Annotated in this window: 22 protein-coding genes; 19 read left to right on the plus strand and 3 right to left on the minus strand. The window is 70.2% G+C overall.

Annotation, left to right across the window (positions count from 1 at the left end):
- Nucleotides 1-59 precede the first annotated feature (59 nt).
- The 11 genes from QRN27_RS10880 (at nt 60) to QRN27_RS10930 (ending at nt 8268) form a co-directional block, all read left to right on the plus strand.
- Nucleotides 60-755, plus strand: a complete 696-nt coding sequence (locus QRN27_RS10880; RefSeq protein WP_285042257.1) for an HAD hydrolase-like protein — start codon at nt 60-62, stop codon at nt 753-755.
- 89 nt (nt 756-844) lie between these two features.
- Nucleotides 845-1438: a sulfite oxidase-like oxidoreductase gene (locus tag QRN27_RS10885; protein ID WP_285042258.1), complete on the plus strand. Its 594-nt coding sequence runs from the start codon at nt 845-847 to the stop codon at nt 1436-1438.
- Complete coding sequence (locus QRN27_RS10890; protein ID WP_285042259.1) at nt 1435-2163, plus strand: ferredoxin reductase; 729 nt, start codon at nt 1435-1437, stop codon at nt 2161-2163. The genes QRN27_RS10885 and QRN27_RS10890 overlap by 4 nt, the downstream gene beginning before the upstream one ends.
- Entirely contained in the window at nt 2160-2420 is a 261-nt protein-coding gene (locus QRN27_RS10895; RefSeq protein ID WP_285042260.1) for a DUF6510 family protein, read from the plus strand. Before QRN27_RS10890 ends, QRN27_RS10895 begins: the two co-directional genes overlap by 4 nt.
- A gap of 126 nt (nt 2421-2546) precedes the next feature.
- Nucleotides 2547-3383 (plus strand): alpha/beta fold hydrolase, encoded by an 837-nt coding sequence (locus tag QRN27_RS10900; protein WP_285042261.1) that lies wholly within the window; start codon nt 2547-2549, stop codon nt 3381-3383.
- On the plus strand, nt 3376-3957 hold the full coding sequence (locus tag QRN27_RS10905) for a TetR/AcrR family transcriptional regulator (RefSeq protein WP_285042262.1): 582 nt from the start codon (nt 3376-3378) through the stop codon (nt 3955-3957). The genes QRN27_RS10900 and QRN27_RS10905 overlap by 8 nt, the downstream gene beginning before the upstream one ends.
- Nucleotides 3958-4012: 55 nt before the next feature.
- Nucleotides 4013-4390, plus strand: coding sequence for a VOC family protein (locus QRN27_RS10910; protein ID WP_056011783.1), 378 nt, complete (start codon nt 4013-4015; stop codon nt 4388-4390).
- A gap of 37 nt (nt 4391-4427) precedes the next feature.
- Nucleotides 4428-5567 carry a ThiF family adenylyltransferase gene (locus QRN27_RS10915; protein ID WP_285042263.1) on the plus strand — a complete coding sequence of 380 codons (1140 nt, stop codon included), beginning with the start codon at nt 4428-4430 and terminating at the stop codon, nt 5565-5567.
- A 58-nt stretch (nt 5568-5625) separates the two neighbouring features.
- Entirely contained in the window at nt 5626-6861 is a 1236-nt protein-coding gene (locus tag QRN27_RS10920; RefSeq protein WP_285042264.1) for a molybdopterin molybdotransferase MoeA, read from the plus strand.
- Nucleotides 6858-7847, plus strand: a complete 990-nt coding sequence (gene moaCB, locus QRN27_RS10925; RefSeq protein ID WP_285042265.1) for a bifunctional molybdenum cofactor biosynthesis protein MoaC/MoaB — start codon at nt 6858-6860, stop codon at nt 7845-7847. Before QRN27_RS10920 ends, moaCB begins: the two co-directional genes overlap by 4 nt.
- Nucleotides 7840-8268, plus strand: coding sequence for a molybdenum cofactor biosynthesis protein MoaE (locus QRN27_RS10930; protein ID WP_056011786.1), 429 nt, complete (start codon nt 7840-7842; stop codon nt 8266-8268). The genes moaCB and QRN27_RS10930 overlap by 8 nt, the downstream gene beginning before the upstream one ends.
- Before the next feature lie 95 nt (nt 8269-8363).
- On the opposite strand, the gene QRN27_RS10935 is transcribed toward QRN27_RS10930, so the two are convergent.
- The gene (locus QRN27_RS10935) at nt 8364-8936 is read right to left on the minus strand and encodes a dihydrofolate reductase family protein (RefSeq protein ID WP_285042266.1); all 573 of its coding nucleotides are present in this window, start codon (nt 8934-8936) and stop codon (nt 8364-8366) included.
- Between the two features lie 64 nt (nt 8937-9000).
- Between QRN27_RS10935 and QRN27_RS10940 the strand changes: the two genes are divergently transcribed.
- From QRN27_RS10940 to QRN27_RS10960, 5 genes are all read left to right on the plus strand, one after another.
- A complete protein-coding gene (locus QRN27_RS10940; protein ID WP_285042267.1) occupies nt 9001-9276 on the plus strand; it encodes a type II toxin-antitoxin system TacA family antitoxin in 276 nt (91 codons plus the stop codon).
- Nucleotides 9277-9334: 58 nt separating this feature from the next.
- Nucleotides 9335-9772 carry a GNAT family N-acetyltransferase gene (locus tag QRN27_RS10945; protein ID WP_350224099.1) on the plus strand — a complete coding sequence of 146 codons (438 nt, stop codon included), beginning with the start codon at nt 9335-9337 and terminating at the stop codon, nt 9770-9772.
- A gap of 130 nt (nt 9773-9902) precedes the next feature.
- Nucleotides 9903-12503, plus strand: a complete 2601-nt coding sequence (locus tag QRN27_RS10950; protein ID WP_285042269.1) for an excinuclease ABC subunit UvrA — start codon at nt 9903-9905, stop codon at nt 12501-12503.
- A gap of 35 nt (nt 12504-12538) precedes the next feature.
- On the plus strand, nt 12539-13081 hold the full coding sequence (locus tag QRN27_RS10955) for a hypothetical protein (RefSeq protein ID WP_285042270.1): 543 nt from the start codon (nt 12539-12541) through the stop codon (nt 13079-13081).
- Between the two features lie 34 nt (nt 13082-13115).
- Nucleotides 13116-13586 carry a BLUF domain-containing protein gene (locus tag QRN27_RS10960; RefSeq protein WP_285042271.1) on the plus strand — a complete coding sequence of 157 codons (471 nt, stop codon included), beginning with the start codon at nt 13116-13118 and terminating at the stop codon, nt 13584-13586.
- A 30-nt stretch (nt 13587-13616) separates the two neighbouring features.
- Here the strand turns inward: QRN27_RS10960 and QRN27_RS10965 are convergent, their stop codons facing one another.
- Complete coding sequence (locus tag QRN27_RS10965; protein ID WP_056780293.1) at nt 13617-13874, minus strand: MoaD/ThiS family protein; 258 nt, start codon at nt 13872-13874, stop codon at nt 13617-13619.
- Complete coding sequence (gene moaA / locus QRN27_RS10970; protein WP_056009996.1) at nt 13867-14934, minus strand: GTP 3',8-cyclase MoaA; 1068 nt, start codon at nt 14932-14934, stop codon at nt 13867-13869. Before moaA ends, QRN27_RS10965 begins: the two co-directional genes overlap by 8 nt.
- Nucleotides 14935-15024: 90 nt before the next feature.
- Between moaA and QRN27_RS10975 the strand changes: the two genes are divergently transcribed.
- The 3 genes from QRN27_RS10975 to QRN27_RS10985 all read left to right on the plus strand — a co-directional run bounded on the left by QRN27_RS10975 (nt 15025) and on the right by QRN27_RS10985 (nt 20684).
- A complete protein-coding gene (locus QRN27_RS10975; RefSeq protein ID WP_285042272.1) occupies nt 15025-16590 on the plus strand; it encodes a molybdopterin-dependent oxidoreductase in 1566 nt (521 codons plus the stop codon).
- Between the two features lie 273 nt (nt 16591-16863).
- The gene (locus tag QRN27_RS10980) at nt 16864-18600 is read left to right on the plus strand and encodes an ABC transporter ATP-binding protein (RefSeq protein WP_285042273.1); all 1737 of its coding nucleotides are present in this window, start codon (nt 16864-16866) and stop codon (nt 18598-18600) included.
- Nucleotides 18601-18602: 2 nt separating this feature from the next.
- The gene (locus QRN27_RS10985) at nt 18603-20684 is read left to right on the plus strand and encodes an ABC transporter ATP-binding protein (RefSeq protein WP_502929518.1); all 2082 of its coding nucleotides are present in this window, start codon (nt 18603-18605) and stop codon (nt 20682-20684) included.
- Nucleotides 20685-20715: the final 31 nt, after the last annotated feature.

The raw sequence follows: 20715 nt of genomic DNA on the forward strand, positions 1-20715 counted from the left end.
CAACCGGTTGACAACCCTGCCAGCGAGACCGTTCACGGGCGGACCTTAGGATGGACGGCGTGACCGACCTCTATCTCGCGAGCACGACCGTGTCCTTCCATCGCAGCTGGTCCTGTGTGCTGTTCGACCTCGACGGCACGATCGTGGACTCCGCCCCCGGCATCATCTCCCGCATGAAGACGACGCTGGCGAACGTCGGCGCCGCCGTGCCCTCCGACGAATCGCTGCTGCGCTGGGTCGGTCCACCGCTCCTCGACTCCTTCCGCGACTTCGCCGGGATGGACCCGCTGCAGTCGCAACTCGCCCTCACCGAGTACCGTCGCCAGGTCGCCATCGAGGGCGCCGAGGTCGGGACCGCCGTGTTCCCCGGGATCGCCGGGCTCCTCGCCCGCATCTCCGAGGCCGGTATCCCGCTCGGCCTCGCCACCTCGAAGCCGGAGTCGCAGGCGAACACGATCCTCGACCACTTCGGCCTCAGCCAGTACTTCACGGTCGTCACGGGCGCATCCGAGGACGAGGTCCGCAGCAGCAAGGCCGACGTCATCGGCGAGGCGCTGCGGCGCCTCACGGCCGCCGGCGTCGACACCTCGCGGACGGTGCTCGTCGGCGACCGCCTCCACGACATCGAGGGCGCGACGGCGCACGGCATCCCGACCATCCTCGTCGAGTGGGGGTACGGCTCACCCGCGGAGGCGGCGGACGCCCTCGCCGTCGTGCACTCGATCGACGCGCTGTCGAGCCTCATCACCGGCTGACCGAGGCCGGAGCCGCTTGGTGGCCCCAGGAGGGCCTGGCTTCATCGACACCTGCTCACTAGGGTGATGACCATCCTGAGGAGGTCGACATGGCGGTGTTCACGCGCGGTTTCGGAGGTCGGGCACGGAAGCAGGACGACCGGCTCCCACCCGGACAGTTCCTCACCGAGGACTTCCCCGTCCTCTCCGCAGGCCCCACGCCGCGGATCGACACGGAGGAGTGGGAGTTCCAGATCCGTACCGAAACCGGTGAGACCCATCGCTGGGACTGGGACGCGCTCCAGGCGCTGCAGCAGGACGACATCACCCGCGACATCCACTGCGTGACCCGCTGGACGAAGCTCGGCACCAGTTGGCAGGGCGTCTCGCTCGACACCCTCTTCGCCGACGTCGAGAGCAGCTACGACTTCGTCATGGCGCACTCCTACGGCGGGTACACGACCAACATCCCGCTCGACGACCTGCTCGACGGCAAGGCCTGGATCGCCACCGGCTTCAACGGCGAACCCCTCGAAGCCGAACACGGCGGACCGGCACGCCTCCTCATCCCGCACCTCTACTTCTGGAAGAGCGCGAAGTGGGTCCGCGGCCTCGTCATGCAGCAGGATGACGAACCGGGCTTCTGGGAGCAGAACGGGTATCACGCTTACGGCGATCCCTGGCTCGAGCAGCGCTACTCGTGAGGCGCACGGGTCATGTCGACGTCTGGAAGACGGCCACCGTGGTCTCGGCGACGCAGCTGACACCCTCGGGACGGAGCCTCGTGCTCGAGGTGCCTGGCTGGGGCGGCAACCTCGCCGGGCAGCACGCCGACGTCCGACTCACCGCGCCGGACGGGTATCAGGCCGTGCGCTCGTACTCCATCGCCTCGGCGGACGCCGGTGACCGCCTCGAGATCGCCGTCGACCGCGTGCCGAACGGCGAGGTGTCGCCGTTCCTCGTCGACGCGATCGAGGTCGGTGACCAGGTCGAGGTCCGCGGACCGCTCGGCGGGTGGTTCGTCTGGCGGCCGGAGGAGACCGAGCCCGTCCTCCTCGTCGGCGGCGGTTCGGGCATCGTGCCACTCATGGCGATGGTGCGCGCCCACGAGGCTTCCGGGAGCACGGCCCCGTTCCGCCTCGTGTACTCGGTGCGCTCCCCCGAGGACGCCTTCTTCGCCGAGGAACTGTCTGCGGCGACCGGGGTCGAGGTCACCTGGATCTACACGCGGCGAGCGCCCGACGGTTGGCCGCGTCCCGCAGGGCGGTTGGCGGCAGCCGATCTGCAGGCCCTCGAGGCGGCCGGTGGTGAGGCGCCGTCGGTGTTCGTCTGCGGCCCGACCGGTTTCGTCGAGGCCGTCGCCGACACCCTGGTCACGATCGGCCACGACCCCGCCCGCATCAAGACCGAGCGGTTCGGAGGGGCATGATGACCACCCATCTCGACGGCAACGTCCTCGCCGGCACCCTGTCCGAGCTGACGGGCACCGATCCGACCGACACCATGTCGCAGTGCCTCGGCTGCGAGGACGTCGCCCCGCTCGCCGCCGAGTTCGTGTTCGGCACGCCTGACGCCTGGGTGCTGCGCTGCCGTCACTGCGACGACGTCCTCCTCGTCGTCCTCCATCACGGCGAGACCACGCTGGTCACCCTCGACGGCGTGCGGTGGTGGACCGAGCTCGGCTGACTCGTCGCTCCCCCGGTTCGTTCGCCCATCTTCGGGCGAACGAACATCCGGTCGCCCAAACATGGGCGAATGAACCACACCACGAAAGCTATTGACATTAGCCAAACGGCGAGTCAAGATAGCTACATGAACACGAACCCGGCGTCCGCAGGATCCGCCACCCGCCACCTCCACCGTCCGGAGGGCAAGATCGCCTACGAGCTGCAGGGCGAAGGCCCCCTCGTCATCCTCGTCCCCGGTATGGGCGAGCTCCGCTCCTCCTACCGCTTCCTCGCACCCGAGCTCGTCGCCGCCGGCTACCGGGTCGCCTCCACCGACCTCCGCGGTCACGGCGACAGCGACACCACGTTCTCCAGCTACGGCGACGTCGCGACCGCCTCGGACATCCACGCCCTCATCCGCGAGCTCGGCGCACCGGCGGTCATCGTCGGCAACTCCCTCGCGGCCGGCGCCGGCGTGATCGTCGCCGCCGAGCACCCCGAAGACGTCAGCGCCCTCGTCCTCGTCGGGCCGTTCGTCCGCAACCCGAAGGCGGGCGCCGTCCTGCAGGCGCTCTTCCGCGCCATGACCGCACCACTCTGGGTGGCGCGGGTCTGGAAGGCCTACCTCCCCACGCTCAACGCCGGTCGCAAGCCGGTCGACTTCGACGACTACCGCGACGCCGTCTACACGAGCCTGCGCCGACCCGCCTACGGGAAGGCGTTCTCGCTGACCACGCGGCAGACCGACCACGCCCCGGCCGAGGCGGTCCTCGGCCGCGTGAGCGCACCCACCCTCGTCATCATGGGCGTCAAGGACCCCGACTTCTCCGACCCGACGGGCGAGGCCGAGTGGATCGGCGACACCCTGAACGCCGAGGTCGTCCTGGTCGAGGACGCCGGACACTACCCGCAGGCGCAGCAGCCCGAGGTCACCTCGCGCGCCGTCCTCGGCTTCCTCCAGTCGGCGCTGCACCGTGCCTAGGGCGGGGCTCAGCCGGGAGCGGGTCGTCGACGAGGCGGCGGTGCTCGCCGACGAGGTCGGCCTGCAGTCCCTGACGCTCGCGGCACTCGCCGAGCGCCTCGGCGTCCGGCAACCGTCGCTGTACAAGCACCTGGACTCCCTGGCCGGCCTGCGTCGCAGCATCTCGCTGCAGGCCAAGGCCGAGCTGGGCGACGTCCTCCGCCGTGCTGCGGTCGGCCGCTCGGGCGCGGACGCGATCCACGGCATGGCCCTCGAGTACCGACGGTGGGCGCTCGACCACCCGGCCCGCTACACCGCGGCGCAGTGGATCGCGGGGCCGGACGACGAGGAGGACGCCGCCGCATCGCTCGACGCCATCCAGGTGATCTCCGACGTCCTCACCGCCTACGAACTGGGCGGAGACGACGCCATCGACGCGATCCGCGCGTTCCGCTCCACCCTGCACGGCTTCGTCTCCCTCGAGGCCGCCGGCTCGTTCGGGCTCGACCGCGACCTCGATCGCAGCTTCGACCGACTCGTCCGCGGCTTCACGATGACGCTCGAACGCTGGGCGGAGACCGTCGTCGAGGAGTGACGGCCGGATGCGCAACGGGTTCCACTGGATCCAGGCGGCTCGGTACAGTGCCGCCATGTCATGTCGAATCAGTGAACTCGTCCTGGACTGCCGCGACCCGGAGGCGCTCGCCCGCTTCTGGTGCGAGGTGCTGGACTTCGTCGTGCTCGACCGCGATGAGGACGGCGTGGAGATCGGAGCGCGCGACGGCTTCGGTGGATCGCAGCCGACGATCATCCTGAGCCGCAGCGACGACCCACCGCAGCAGAAGTCGCGCCTCCACATCGACGTCAGCCCCACCGACGGCGACCAGGACGCGGAACTCACCCGACTGCTCGCCCTCGGGGCACGCCCGGCCGACATCGGGCAGACCGGCGACGAGTCCTGGCACGTGCTCGCCGATCCCGAGGGCAACGCCTTCTGCCTCCTGCGCACGCGCGTGAACCCGGTCTGAGGGGCGGCGGTCACGGAGCCGGTGGGATAATCGGCGCATGTCCTCGACCGCGCGGTACGCCAGGCAGCTCGCCCTCCCCGGCTTCGGGCTTGCGGCGCAACGACGCCTGGCCGACGCCCGCGTCCTGATCGTCGGCGCGGGTGGCCTCGGCAGCATCGTGATCCCCGCCCTCGCCGCAGCCGGCGTCGGCGCCGGCGACGGCGCGATCCACCTCGTGGACGACGACGAGGTCGAGCTCAGCAACCTGCACCGGCAGACGGTCCACAGCACCGGCGACATCGGCCGCCCCAAGGTCGACTCCGCCGCCGACCGCGCGCTGGCGATCAACACCGACGCGACGATCGTCCGCCATCGGCTCCGACTCGGGCCGGGCGAGATCATGGGGCTCCTGGCCGACGCGCGGATCGACCTCGTCATCGACGGCAGTGACAACTTCGAGACCAGGTACCTCGTCGACGACGCCGCCACCCTCGCGGACGTCCCGCTCGTCTGGGGCGCTGTGTCGCAGTACGGCGGGCAGGCTGGGCTCAGCTGGGCGAGCCGCGGCCCCCGCTACCGCGACCTCTTCCCCCACCCGCCCACCGACGGTTCGATCCTCTCCTGTGAAGCGGGCGGCGTCCTGCCAACCACGGTCGGCATCATCGGTTCGATCATGGCGACCGAGGCGATCAAGGTCCTCACGGGCGTCGGGACGCCGTCGCTCGGGCGCGTGACGATGTTCGACGGCCTGAGCGGCGGCTTCCGCGAACTCCGCTACGAGCGCGACCCCGCCGGTGCACGACAGGTGTCGCTCGACGAACATCTGCATCGAACGCCAGGGGAGGATGCGGCGAGCACGACGTCGGCAGCGCCACACACTCCCCGGCACGCCGGCCGCACGATCACCGCCGAGCAGCTGGCCGCGAGCGACGACGAAGCCGTCCTCCTCGACGTCCGGGAGCCGTGGGAGGCGGAGATCGCGCGCCTGCCCGGTTCGACGCTCATGCCGCTCGGCTCCCTGCCCGAGACACTCCACGGCCTGGACCCGCAGACACCGGTGGTCGTCTACTGCCACCACGGCATCCGTTCCGAGTCCGCGCTCCGGCTGCTGCTCGAGCGCGGCTACTCCGCCGTCCACCTCGAGGGCGGCATCGACGCCTGGTCGCGGCTCGTGGACCCGACCGTCCCCCGGTACTGACCACCGCTCCGAACACCCCGTGCAGCCCCACCGACCGACCTCGACGACGGGATCCACCATGACGACGCCACCGCCCCCGAGCCGGAAGCGGGTCGAGGAGCATGCCTCCGACGTCGCAGCCATCCTCGGACCCGTGACGAGCACCGGCACCGAATCCGTGCCGATCGACGACGCCGCTGGTCGGGTGACGGCGGTCGCCGTGACCTCCCCCGTCGAGCTGCCGCTGTTCCGCAACTCGCAGATGGACGGCTTCGCGGTGCGATCCGCGGATCTCGAGGATGGAGAGACGCGACTCCGGGTGGTCGGGGAGATCGCCGCGCGGCCGATCGAACCGGCCGAGCTTCAGGCTGGCACCTCGGTGCGGATCATGACGGGGGCGGTGGTGCCGCCCGGCGCGGACATCGTGGTGCCCGTCGAGGAGTCGACCGTCGAGACCTCGCCGGACGGGACCGAGACCGTCGTCCTCGGGGCCCCGCGCTCCGGCGGCGAGCGCCGACCAGGGCTCTTCGTCCGCGAACGCGGCAGTGACGTCCACGCAGGTGACGAACTGCTCCCCGCCGGGATCCGTCTCGCCTCGCGGCACCTGGCCGTCCTGGCCGCGGCCGGGATCACGACGGTCGAGGTACGGCGGCGGGCGCGCATCGCGATCGTCACCACCGGTGCGGAACTCGTCGAACCCGGTGAGACGCCCACGCTCGGCCAGACTTTCGACTCGAACGGGACCGCGTTGGCGGCCGCCGTCGTCGCGGCCGGGGCCGAGGTCGTCCGGCGGGCTCGGGTGGTCGACGACCGCGACGCCCTGCTCGCGCTCCTCGACGAGCTGCACGGCGACGCCGACCTCATCCTCACCTCCGGCGGCATCTCGATGGGCGACCACGAGGTCGTCCGCGACGTGCTCGGACCGCTGGACGGTTGGATCGGATCGGTCGCGATGCAGCCGGGCGGGCCACAGGCGCTCGGCGCGTACCGTGGCGTCCCGATCATCGCGTTCCCCGGCAACCCGGTCAGCACCCAGCTCTCGTTCGAGGTCTTCGTCGCCCCGGTCCTGCGTCGGGCGGCCGGACTACTCCAGGCGGCTCGCGGGCCGGCGGAGCTCGCCGTCGCGGTGCAGTCGGTGCCGGGCAAGCGACAGTTCCTCCGTGGGCGCCGGCTCGACGACGGTCGTGTCGAACCCGTCGCCGGTCCCGGCTCGCATCTCGTCGCCGGGCTCGCCGCCTCCGACGTCCTCCTCGTGATCCCCGAGGACGTCCTCGCGCTCGAGGCCGGGGACGCTGTGGAAGCATGGACGCTATGACCGGGCTCACGCATCTCGACGACGACGGCCGCGCACGGATGGTCGACGTGGGCGACAAGGCCACGACGAAGCGGGTCGCGACGGCGACGGCGACCTTCACGACCAGGCCGGACGTCATCGCGCTCGTCCGGGCCGACGGTCTACCGAAGGCCGACGTCATCGCGACCGCGCGCATCGCCGGGATCGCCGGCGCGAAGCGGACGAGCGAACTCATCCCGCTCTGCCACCAGCTTGCGCTCTCCTCCGTGAGCCTCGACTTCGCCTTCACTGAGGACTCGATCGTCATCACCGCGACCGCGAAGACGACCGGGCAGACGGGCGTCGAGATGGAGGCGCTCACCGCCGCCTCGATCGCCGGCCTGACCCTCCATGACATGACGAAGGCCGTCGATCCCGCATCGGTCCTCGGAGACATCCGCCTGGTGGAGAAATCCGGCGGCAAACGCGGGAACTGGACGCCCGACGCGCAGGACTCGGCAACGGTCGCAGCGCCGACGGAGCGCGTGGTCCGTCCGGGGACTGCAGCCGTCATCGTCGCCTCAACCGCTGGTGCGGCGGGCGCGCGTGAGGACCTCACCGGTCCGCGCATCTCGGCTTGGCTCGCCGATCACGGATACGCGGTCGACGCGGTGACGGTCGTGTCGGACGCCGACGTGCACGTCGCGATCGCAGCGGCACTGGACGCCGCGCCCGCCGTGCTCATCACGACTGGCGGAACCGGCCTCTCGCCGAGTGACCGGACCCCGGAGGCGACCCGACCGCATCTCGATCGTGAGTTGCCCGGCATCGCGGAGGCGATCCGTACGCTCGGTTCGACCAAGACCCCGACCGCGGCGCTCAGCCGCGGGCTCGCCGGGGTGTCCGGCGGAACCGTCGTGGTGAATCTGCCCGGGTCGACCGGTGGCGTGAAGGACGGACTCAGCGTCCTCGACGGCCTGCTCGATCATCTGGTCGCCCAGATCGCCGGAGGTGGCGCTCATGAGTGAGTCGACGGTTCCCGAGGTCCTCGCCCTCATCTCGGAGTCACCTCTCGACGCGCATGCGATCGAGGACTTCGTCGCCGCCCCGGCGAACGGTGCGCTGGTGGCGTTCCGTGGCATCGTCCGCGACCACGACCACGGTGAGGCGGTCGATGCGCTCGACTACCGGGCGCACCCGGACGCCCAGCGGTTCCTGGAGGACTGCTGCCGCACCGTCGCCGCGGAGACCGGCCTGCGGGTGGCCGCCGCCCACCGGGTCGGTTCCCTCGTCGTGGGTGACCTGGCGCTCGTCGCCGCCGTCGCCGCCGCCCACCGTGCCGAAGCCTTCGCCGCGTGTGAGCGCCTCGTCGAGGAGATCAAGCGCACCGTCCCCATCTGGAAGCGTCAGCACCTCGCCGACGGCGAGACGGAGTGGGTCGGTCTGTAGAGGGCCCGCCCGCGAATCGCGTCGTATCGGGCTGTATCGGGCTGTATTGGGCTGTATTGGGCTGTATTGAAAAAACGCAATAATCGTGACGGCGCCTAGGCGTCCTTCGCCAGCACGTCGTAGGTGATGCGCACGAGGCCGTCCTCGGGCGTCGCGTGGGTGCCGCGAAGCCGCAGGAGGACGTCGGCGTCGAGGTCGCCGAAGAGGCGTGCGCCTGAACCGATGAGCACCGGGGCGACCGACACCGTCAGCTCGTCGACGAGGCCGGCGCCCAGGAACGCCTGGATCGTCCTGCCACCGTCGATGTAGACACGCCCGGCACCGGCCTCGTCGAGCAAGGCCACGGCATCGTCGAGTGACCCGGCGATCGTGACGCGGTCATCCCCGGCCTCGAGCGTGGTGCTCAGCACGATGACCCGCTTGCCCTCGAAGGGCCAGTCGTCGAAGCCGCGGACGGTCTCGTAGGTGGTCCGGCCCATGACCAGTGTGTCGACGTCCGGGAAGAACGTCTCCCAGACGAGTGCCGGGTGCTCCCCCGGCGCATCCGCGGCGTGCCCCCGCGGCGCGAGTCCGGTGAGCCAGTCGAGGTCGCCGTCGGGCTTGGCGATGAATCCGTCGAGGCTCACGCCGATGAAGACGCAGCCGCGCCAGGAATGTTCACGAGTCATGCGTCGATTCTGCCGTCGGCCACCGACAGTGCTCCCGTACGGATATTTGCCGTACACTGGGGATATGCCTGGCCCACTCAAAGACAAGCGCATCGAGGTCCGCGTGACCAGCGCGCAGAAGGACGCGATCGCTGCGGCTGCCGCGATCGAAGGGCGCTCCATCACCGACTTCACCACGTCTGCAGCGACCGAACGGGCGGCGGACGTCATCAGGCGTGAGCGCGACATCCGCGTCGACGCGGCTGCCCTCGAGCAGTTCGAAGCGATCCTGGAACGCCCAGCGCGTTCGATCGACGGGCTCCGCGACCTCCTGAACCGACCCTCGATCTTCGTTGACTGAGTTCCGGACGCCACGGCCTCTCGCCACCGGAGACGTCCTCTCGGAGTTCCGGTGCGGCGTGGAAGCCCTCGACAGCTGGCTTCGCGGATACGCGCGGAACAACGACCGCAGTGGCGGGTCGAGGACGATGGTCTCAGTGACGACCGAGGGTCGAGTCGCGGGCTACTACTGCCTCTCCGCGAGTTCGCTCGTCCGGGAGGAGGCGCCACAGCCGCTCGCGCGACGAGCGCCCGACCCGATCCCCGTCGTGCTGATCGGGCGGCTCGCCATCGATCAGGACTTCGCCGGCCACGGCCTCGGAACCGCCCTCCTGCAGCATGCCGTCCTCCAGGCGATCAGCGCGGCGGAGATCATCGGAATGCGAGCGATCCTGGTCCACGCCCTCACCGACGAGGTCATCCCGTTCTACGAACGATTCGGTTTCGAACGGTTCCCCGGCTCGAGTCGTGCCCTGTACCTGTTGGCTTCCGATGCGCGCGCGACCCTCGACAGCTGATCCCCGCCCGACGGCGCACGGCTCGAAGCGCGTCCACGGCCCGCGGCGCGTCTGACGAAGCGTGCCCGCACACCTGCCCAGACGCGTCAACCACCCCTCGCCTGAGCGGCGGGCGACGTAGGGTGATCTGATGCCCGAACACGCCCCCGAAGCATCCGACCCGTTCGTCCGCGTCCGGGGAGCCAATGAGAACAACCTCCGCAACGTGGACGTCGACGTCCCCCGCGACGCGATCGTGGCCTTCACGGGCGTCTCCGGTTCCGGGAAGTCGTCCCTCGCGTTCGGCACCATCTTCACCGAGGCGCAGCGCCGGTACCTGGAGTCCGTCGCTCCCTATGCCCGGCGACTGATCCAGCAGGGCCACGACCCGCACGTCGACTCCATCTCCGGCCTCCCGCCCGCGGTCGCCCTGCAGCAGCGCCGCGGTGCCCCCAGCTCGCGCTCCAGCGTCGGCACCGTCACCACGCTCTCGAACTCCCTCCGCATGCTCTTCTCGCGTGCCGGTACGTTCCCCGAGGGCTTCACGACCCGGCTCGACTCCGACGCCTTCTCGCCGAACACCGCCGTCGGTGCCTGCCCCGAATGCCACGGGATCGGCGTCGCGCACACGGTCACCGAGGACTCCCTCGTGCCCGACCCGTCGCTCAGCATCCGCGAGGGCGCGATCGCCGCCTGGCCGGGCGCCTGGCAGGCGAAGAACCTCCGCGACATCACCATCGCGCTCGGCTACGACGTCGACCGGCCGTGGCGCGAGCTCGATCAGGAGGATCGCGACTGGATCCTCTTCACCGAGGAGCAGCCGGTGGTGCAGATCACGCCCCAACGCGATCGGGTCGCGAAGCCGTACAACGGCATGTTCTGGAGCGCGAAGCAGTACGTCTTCCACACCCTCTCCGACTCGAAGAGCCAGATGATGCGGAACAAGGTCCTCCAGTTCGTCCGCTCCGGCCCATGCCCGCTGTGCCACGGCACCGGGCTCCGCCGTGAGGCCTTGGCCGTCACCTTCGCCGGCCGGACCATCGCCGAGCTCAACGCCCTCCCGATGACGGAACTCGCCGAAGTCATCCGGCCGACGACCGAGCTCACCGACGCCGCACCGGCGCTCCCGACGACGCTCTCCGGCGAGCGCACCGACGTGGCCGTCGCCATCACGACCGACCTTCTCGCGCGCATCGGGGTCCTCACCGACCTCGGCCTCGGCTATCTGGGGCTCGGCCGCGTGACGACGACGCTGTCCCCGGGCGAGATGCAGCGGCTCCGCCTGGCGACCCAGCTGCGGTCCGGGCTCTTCGGGGTCGTCTACGTGCTCGACGAGCCGTCGGCGGGCCTCCACCCGGCCGACGCGGAACCCCTGCTCGACGTGTTGGAGCAGCTCAAGCGCTCGGGTAACTCGGTGTACGTCGTCGAACACAACATGGACGTCGTCCGGAACGCGGACTGGATCGTCGACGTCGGACCGGGCGCGGGCGAGGGCGGCGGCGAGGTGCTCTACAGCGGTGCGGTCTCAGGGCTCGCCGACGTCGAGGCCTCGGCGACGCGGCCCTTCCTCTTCCCCGAAGCGGACGGGTCGGCCGATGCTCGTCGTGCGCTGCGGGAACCGCGCGGATGGTTGGGCGTCGAGGGCATCACGCTGCACAACCTCGCCGGTGTCGACGCGGAGATCCCGCTGGGCACCTTCGTTGCGGTCACGGGCGTCTCCGGGTCCGGCAAGTCGACGCTCGTGAGCCGGGTGCTCCGCGACGTCGTCCGGGACCACCTCCGGGCCGGCGGCGACCGTGACGACGTGCTCGACGAGGACGACGCCACGGACGAGCCGGATGCGACCGGCGCCGGCCTGGCCGAGGCGACCGTCCCCGACGGGCACGCTGACACCCTGTCCGTCCGCCGCACGACGGGCCTCGAGCACATCGACCGCCTCGTGCGAGTGGACCAGAAGCCGATCGGACGCACGCCGCGCTCGAACCTCGCGACCTACACCGGGCTCTTCGACGCCGTCCGCGCGGCCTTCGCCGCCACGGACCTGGCGCGCGAGCGCGGCTACACGGCCGGCCGGTTCTCGTTCAACGTCGCGGGCGGGCGCTGCGAGACCTGCCTCGGCGAAGGGTTCGTCTCCGTCGAGCTCCTGTTCCTCCCCGGTAGCTACGGGAAGTGCCCGACGTGCGGTGGCGCGCGCTACAACGCGGAGACGCTCGAGGTCACCTACGACGGGAAGTCGATCGCCGACGTGCTCGCGCTGACGGTGGAGCAGGCGGCGGACTTCCTCGCGTCCGTCCCGGCGGCGGCACGCAGCCTCCGTACCCTGCTTGAGGTCGGGCTCGGGTATCTGCGCCTCGGCCAGCCGGCCACCGAGCTGTCGGGCGGCGAGGCGCAGCGCATCAAGCTCGCAACGGAACTGCAGCGGGTGCGCCGCGGACACACCCTCTACCTCCTGGACGAGCCGACGACCGGTCTGCACCCGTCAGACGTCCGTCGGCTGCTCGCGCAGCTGAACGCGCTCGTCGACTCCGGTGACACCGTCGTCGTGGTCGAGCACGAGATGGACGTCGTCGCCGCGGCGGACTGGGTGATCGACCTCGGGCCGTCCGGGGGCGACGCGGGCGGACGGATCGTCTCCGCCGGCACCCCGGATGCTGTCGCCGCGGACCCGGCCAGCCGCACGGCGCCCTACCTCGCGAAGCGCTTGGCCCTCCTCGGCGATACACCGTCGCCTGAGGACACCTCGGCAGGATGACGCCCCGGCGTCGTCGAGCGCCTAGCGTGGAGTCCATGCAGACGCCCGACGCACGCCGCGACCTCCGCCCGCAGCGCATCGCCGTGATCGTGTGGGCGGTCGCCGCGACGGTGATGCTGGTGCTCGCCCCCATCGAGGAACTCATCTGGGCGCCGCTCGCGATGACGGACGACTCGTACGGCCTCGAGGCGATCTACGGCGTCTTCACGCCGACCGCCTTGGCCGTCGGTCTCGTCGGCGTCGCGATCGCGTTCCTCCTCGGCCTCACCGCCATCCTGGTGTTCACGTCCTTCGGATGGCGCGGGCGCCTCGGCACCCACTGGGTCCACGTCGCTACCCTCGGATCGATGCTCGTCTGGCTGGGGCTCCTGGCCATGTTCTTCGCCGGTTTCGGGGTCGGGAACACCGTGTCGGACGAGATCCCGCCGTACATCGGCCGATCGTCGTCGGTGGGCGAACTCCTCCAGATCCTCGCCTTCGCAGCCTTCCTGACGACCGTCGTCGGCGCGATCGCCTCGCTCGTCCTCGCGTTCCGATCAGCGGGGGTCGCGCGCCGCGCATGGCAAGCATCCCGGTGACTTATCCGACACCTGGCGTGTAAGGTCACGGAGTATGACGCAGCCCGAAACCGCGTTGCTCTCCGTGACGTACGTGAGCACCTCGTCCACCCCGCTCACCCGGGCGACCCTGGACGCGCTGCTTCGACAATCGCGGGAGAACAACGAGCGCTCCGGCCTGACCGGGATGCTCGCCGTGAAGGCCGACGACTTCTTCCAGGTGATCGAGGGCCCTCCGGTGGTCGTCCAGGACGTGCTGGCGAAGCTGCTGAGGGACCGGAGGCACCGCGACATGCGGATCCTGCTCGAGGAGGAGATCCCCTACCGTCGCTTCCCCGACTGGACGATGCGCTCCGAACGGCTCGCCGACTACCCGGACGGACCGATCCCGGGATACGACGAGCCCGGTGACGACCGCGAGGACGCGACGGCGAAACACCACCGCATCCGGAGCGTCGTCCGATGGTTCCAACAGCGGGCCGCCCGTGCGGGCTCCGAACGCGACACCTCGTCGGCGTCGTCCTAGCGGCGTCGTTCTCCTAGCGGCGTCGCCCTCTTAGCCGCCGGCGAACGGCGGCAGGACGTCCACGCGTGCACCGAGCGGACGCTCGTCGTCACGGCTGACGACCCCGTCCACGAGGAACGACCCTGAGGCGAGCACCCGCACCATCGCGTCGCCGTAGCGCTCCGACAGCACCGACTTCAGCTGGCCCACCGTCGCCACCGCGGGGAGGGACTCCTCCGGCACACCGGCGGCCTCCTCGGCCGCGGCGAAGTAGCGGACGAGCACCTGCTGGGTCGTGGTCTCAGCCACCGATCGCCCCCATGCTCCGCTCCGGGCGGACGAAGTCGGCCGACGCGATGCGGTGCCCGGCCTGCTTGTGCCACATGGCGGCGCGCCAGCGGTCGGCGATCTCGACGTCCTCGACGCCCGAGCGCAGCATGCCGCGGAGGTCCGTCTCGTCGTCGCCGAAGAGGCACGACCGGATCGTGCCCTCTGCGGTGAGCCGCGTGCGGTCGCAGTCGTCGCAGAACGAGCGCGTGACCGAGGCGATGATGCCCACCGTCGCCGGGCCGCCGTCGACGAGCCACTCCTCGGCCGGAGCCGAGGGGTCCTCGCGGTGCGGGGCCGTCAGCGTGAAGCGCGAGCCGAGCACGTCGAGCAGCTCGGCCGCGTCGACCATGTTCTCGCGCACCCATTGCTCATCGGCGTCGAGCGGCATCTGCTCGATGAACCGCAGGCGGCACCCGTTCTCGATGGCCCAGGACAGCAGGGCGACCGCGCCGTCGAGGGTGTCGCGCATGAGGACCGCGTTGATCTTCAGCGGCGTCAACCCGGCCCGCTTGGCGGCCTCGATCCCGGCGAGCACCGCCGGGAGACGGTCGCGACGCGTGAGGCGGGCGAAGTGGTCGCGGTCGACGGTGTCGAGCGAGATGTTGACGCGCGTGAGACCGGCGGCGACGAGCTCGTCGACCCGCTTGTCGAGGCCGATGCCGTTGGTGGTCATGGAGATCGACGCGTCGCCGGCGACGGCGGAACTGCGGGAGATGATCTCGGCGAGGTCGGGGCGCATGAGCGGCTCGCCACCGGTGAAGCGGATGTCGTGCACGCCGAGGTCGCGGACGGCGATCTCGACGAGGCGACCGATCTCCGTCGGGGTGAGGAGGTCCTCGCGCGCGATCGCCGGGAGCCCCTGCTCCGGCATGCAGTAGGTGCAACGGAGGGAGCACTTCTCCGTGATCGACACCCGGAGGTCGCGGGCGACGCGTCCGAAGCGGTCGATGAGGCCGTCGACGTCAGGGCGTCCGGCAGCGTCCGGGATGCGCCTGAGTGGCGACCCGATACGAGGGATTCCGAGCCCGACTGCGGTCATCCCCCCAGGCTACGGGCATGGACGCCCGAGTCACCCCTCTAGGGCCGGTTCCGGGAGGAATGTCCAGCGGGCGCGCGTAGCATGACCGGCATGGAGCCTCGCCGTCGTACCCTGCTCGCCGGCGCGTCCGGCATCGTCGCAGCCGTCGCCACCCTCGGGTCGGCCGAGGCCGTCGCAGCGTTCGTCGCGCCGGCGAGTTCGCCGCTCCTCGCGGTCGGCTCCCTCGTCATCGACCTCGTGCCCGGCTGGGTAAAGGACCTCGTCATCGCCCTGTTCGGCACGAACGACAAGCTCGTGCTGCTCCTCGTGCTCGGCGTCCTGGTCGCGGCACTCGCGGTCGGCATCGGCGTCCTCGAGGAGCGCCGTCCGGTTGTCGGCTGCATCGCGCTCGCCCTGGTCGGCGGCGTCTCGGTCGTCGCGGCGGTCACCCGTGCCGACGCCGGGCTCAACTGGGCGTTCCCGAGCATCGTCGGCACGGCGGTCGGCATCCTGATCCTGCGGCTCCTCGTGGCCCGCCTCCGCACCTGGGACGACGCGACCCTCACCGACGCCGCCCGCCCGGTCGTGGGCGCCTCCCGCGCAGAACTCCCCCGGCGCTCGTTCCTCGTCCTGCTCGGCGGCACGGCCGTGGGCGCTCTCGTCGTGGGAGTCGGTGCACGCGTGGCGTCGGCCGGAGCCGTCGCCGTGGAGACCCTCCGGAAGGCCCTGAAACTCCCGAAGGCGGCCGTCGCCGCACCGCCGGTCCCGGCTGGAGCCGAACTCGGCATCGACGGGCTCACCCCGGTCGTGTCCGCCAACGACTCCTTCTACCGGATCGACACCGCCCTGCAGGTGCCCAACGTCGACCCCTCGACGTGGAGCCTCAAGATCACCGGCATGGTCGAGCAGGAACTCGAGATCGACTTCGCCGAGTTGCTGGCCCTCCCCCTGCAGGAGTCGATCATCACGCTGACCTGCGTCTCCAACCCCGTCGGCGGCGACCTCATCGGCAACGCGCTGTGGCTCGGCCACCCCATCCGCGAGCTGCTCGCCCGCGCCAAGCCGCTGGCCGGCGCCGACATGGTCCTGTCGCGAAGCATCGACGGCTTCACCGCCGGGACTCCGCTCGAGGTGCTGCAGGACGAGAACCGTGACAGCCTCCTCGCCGTCGGGATGAACGGCGAACCGCTGCCGCTGCAGCACGGCTTCCCCGTGCGCATGGTGGTCCCCGGCCTCTACGGCTACGTCTCCGCCACGAAGTGGGTCGTCGAGCTCGAGGTCACCCGCTACGCCGACGCCCGCGCCTACTGGACCGACCGCGGCTGGTCCGAGCGCGGACCGATCAAGACGGAGTCGCGCATCGACGTCCCCCGCAACGGCGGACGGGTCGCGGCCGGCACCGTCGCGGTCGCCGGTGTCGCGTGGGCCCAGCACACCGGCGTCGAACGCGTCCAGGTGCGGATCGACGACGGCGACTGGGTCGACACGACGCTCGCGACGGCCATCTCCGACGACACCTGGGTGCAGTGGGTGCTCGAGTGGGACGCCCCGGCCGGCGATCACACCATCGCCGTCCGAGCCACCGACGCGAGCGGGAAGACGCAGAGCGAGACCCCGGTCGACGTGGTCCCGAACGGCGCCGAGGGCTGGCACACCATCACCGTGGGCGTCGACTGAGCCGAGCCGCTCGAACCCGGTCGATTGGCCGGCCGATCATCTGGAATATATGCTGGACCGTCGCTCGCTGATCGACGGCCGCATCGGCGATGATCACGATTCCGAACCAGGACACCACCGTGTCACCGGCGCGGAGTATCGTCACACGGGCACCACCCTCTCCCGCCGACCGTGCATCGCCGGGAGCACTGGCGTCCTCGCCAGGCCGGCTCCACCTCTCCTCCGTCCGCGCGCCCTCCCGCGCACCGGACACGAAACGTCAAAGGACCTCACATGGCCCTCCTCGCCCTCGCGCTCCGACACGCCAAGCCGTACGCGGCGTGGGTCGTCGCGGTCTTCGTGCTGCAACTCGTCTCGACGATCGCGGCCCTCTACCTCCCCAGCCTGAACGCGCAGATCATCGATCAGGGCGTCTCGCGCGGCGACACCGACTTCATCTGGTCCACCGGCATGACGATGTTGGTCGTCTGTCTCGTGCAGGTGGCCGCGGCCATCGGCGGCGTCTACTTCGGCGCACGCACCGCGATGGCGATCGGCCGCGACCTGCGCCGCGAGTTCTACCGCAAGGTCGACTCGCTCGGCGCGCTCGAGATCAGCGGCTTCGGCAGCGCGACGCTCATCACCCGCGGCACGAACGATGTGCAGCAGGTCCAGATGCTCGTGCTCATGACCCTCAACTTCATGGTGTCGGCGCCGATCATGTGCGTCGGCGGCATCATCATGGCCCTCCGCGAGGACGCCGGGCTCTCCTGGCTCGTGTGGGTGTCGGTGCCCGTGCTGTTCATCATCGTCGGCTTCCTCGTCTACCTGCTCATGCCGCTGTTCCGGCAGATGCAGGACCGCATCGACGGCATCAACAGCGTCCTGCGTGAGCAGATCATCGGCATCCGCGTCGTCCGTGCCTTCGTCCGCGAGCCGTTCGAGTCCGAGCGCTACAACCGGGCCAACGAGTCCCTCACCCGGGTGTCGGTCAAGGTCGGCAACATCTTCGTGCTCATGTTCCCCGTCATCATGATGGTCCTGCACCTCGCCACCGCGGCCGTGCTGTGGTTCGGTGGCCACCGGGTGGACGCCGGTCAGATGCAGGTCGGCTCGCTCACCGCCTTCCTGCAGTACCTGCTCCAGATCCTCACCTCGGTGATGATGGGCGTGTTCATGGTGATGATGATCCCGCGCGCCGTCGTCTGCGCCGAGCGCATCCAGAGCGTCCTCGACACCGAACCGAGCCTCGCCGTCCCGACGAGCACCGACATCCGCGTGCCGTCCGTCGGTCGCGTCGAGTTCACCGGCGTCACCTTCGGATACCCGGGGGCCGAGCGCCCTGTGCTGTCGAACATCACCTTCACCGCGGAACCCGGCAAGACCACGGCCATCGTCGGATCCACCGGTTCCGGCAAGACGACCCTGCTGTCGCTCATCCCCCGCCTCTACGACCCGCAGCAGGGACACGTCACGATCGACGGCGTGCCCGTCTCGCAGCTCACCCGGCAGCAGATCGCCGGCGTGGTCGGCATCGTCCCGCAGAAGCCCTACCTCTTCTCGGGCACGATCGCGTCGAACCTGCGCTTCGGCCGCCCCGACGCCACCGACGAGGAGCTGTGGAGCGCACTCGACGTCGCCCAGGCCGAGGACTTCGTCCGGGCGAAGCCGAAGATGCTGAACGACGGCGTCGCGCAGGGCGGCACGAACGTGTCCGGTGGTCAGCGGCAGCGCCTCTGCATCGCCCGCGCGCTCGTCGCGAAGCCCCGCGTGTACCTGTTCGACGACTCCTTCTCGGCCCTCGACGTCTCGACCGACGCCCGCCTCCGCGCGGCCCTCGGCGAGAGCACCGCCGACGCGACGGTCATCATCGTCGCCCAGCGGATCGCCACCATCCGCGAGGCCGACCACATCATCGTCATGGACGACGGCGGCATCGTCGGCCGCGGCACCCACGACGACCTCATCGAATCCAACGAGACGTATCGCGAGATCGTCCAATCGCAGCTCGCTGTGGAAGGGGTGGCGTGATCATGGCCCGTTCACCACGAGACAAGCGCTCCTCCGGCGCGTCGAAGGACACCGCGCAAGCCCCCGAGCTGAACGCCGTCGAGGAGGAAGCCCTCTCGCCGGAGTTCACGCCGAGCGAGGCCGACGGCGACATGTTCGGTGGCACGCCCTCCAAGAAGGCGGAGCAGTTCTGGCCGTCCGCGAAGCGGCTCGTCGGGCTGCTCGCCCCCGAGAAGCTGAAGATGAGCCTCGTCGTGGGGCTCGTCGTGCTGTCGGTCGTCCTCACCGTCATCGCGCCGAAGATCCTCGGGCTCGCGATGGACGCGATCTTCAACGGTGTCATCGGCTCGCAGTTGCCGACGGGTGTGCCGCTTGACCAGATCGTCGACGAAGCGCGGGCGTCAGGCAACGACCAGTACGCCGACATGCTCGTGAAGTCCGACATCACGCCCGGTCAGGGCATCGACTTCACCCTGCTCGGCCGGCTCATCATCATCGTGCTCGCCATGTACGTCATCGCCTCCATCCTCAACTGGGCGCAGGGGTACATCCTCAACGGCCTCGTCATGCGGGTCGTCTACAACCTGCGCCAGGACATCGAGCGGAAGCTCAACCGCCTCCCGCTCAGCTACTTCGACACCCGGCAGCGCGGCGACCTCATGTCGCGCGTCACGAACGACGTCGACAACATCCAGACGGCGCTCCAGCAGGCGTTCTCGCAGCTCGTCCAGTCGGCGCTCACCGTCCTCGGCATCACGGCGATGATGTTCATCGTGTCGTGGCAGCTCGCCCTCATCGCGCTCATCGCCCTACCGCTGTCGGCGCTGATCGCCGGGGTCATCGGCTCCCGCTCGCAGAAGCTGTTCACCGCGCAGTGGAAGAACACCGGTTCGCTCAACGGGCACATCGAGGAGTCGTTCTCCGGCCTCGAGCTGGTCCGCGTGTTCGGTCGCGACAAGGAGATGCTCGCCGAGTTCGACGAGCGCAACGAGAAGCTCTTCTCGGCCGCGTTCGGCGCGCAGTTCGTGTCGGGCATGATCATGCCGGCGATGACCTTCGTCTCCTACCTGTCGTACGTGCTCATCGCCGTGGTCGGCGGGCTGCGCGTCGCCTCCGGACAGATGACTCTCGGCGATGCGACCGCGTTCATCCAGTACTCGCGCGAGTTCTCGCAGCCGCTCGGCCAGATCGCCGGCATGGCGAACCAGTTGCAGTCCGGTGTCGCCTCCGCCGAGCGCACCTTCGAGCTGCTCGACGCCGAGGAACAGGACCCGGAGACGGCGACGGCGCACCTGCCCGAGCACACCGACGGCCACGTCGAGTTCGACGGGGTCTCCTTCAGCTACGACGCCAAGAAGCCCCTCATCGAGGACCTCTCCTTCTCTGCCCAGCCGGGCCAGACGGTCGCGATCGTCGGCCCGACCGGCGCCGGCAAGACGACCCTCGTCAACCTGGTGATGCGGTTCTACGAGCTGACCGGCGGGCGCATCCTCCTCGACGGCGTGGACGTCACCGCGCTGACGCGTGCCGAGCTGCGGTCACAGGTCGGCATGGTCCTGCAGGACGCCTGGCTGTTCGAGGGCACCATCCGCGAGAACATCCGGTACGGCCGCCTCGACGCGAGCGACGAGGAGGTCGTCGAAGCTGCCGAGGCGACGATGGTGGACCGCTTCGTGCGGCAGCTGCCCGACGGCTACGACACCGTCCTCGACGCCGACGGCGGCAGCGTGTCGGCCGGTGAGCGGCAGCTCATCACGATCGCCCGTGCCTTCATCGCGAAGCCGAAACTCCTCATCCTCGATGAGGCGACCTCGTCCGTCGACACCCGCACGGAGCTCCTCGTGCAGCACGCCATGGCGGCGCTGCGGAGCGACCGGACGTCCTTCGTGATCGCCCACCGGCTCTCGACGATCCGCGACGCCGACACGATCCTCGTGATGGAGAACGGCCGCATCGTCGAACAGGGTTCGCACGCACAGTTGCTCGAGGTCGACGGCGCGTACGCGGAGCTGTACCGCACGCAGTTCCGCGGTGGGGAGCAGGCGTCGGCGGTCGACGGAGCCGTGCCGGACGGAGCCGACGCGACGCACGCACCCCGCAGCTGACGCCACACCACCACCACTGCTACCACCACGG

The sequence above is a fragment of the Plantibacter sp. LMC-P-059a genome, assembly GCF_030209505.1.
Taxonomy (GTDB): Bacteria; Actinomycetota; Actinomycetes; order Actinomycetales; family Microbacteriaceae; genus Plantibacter.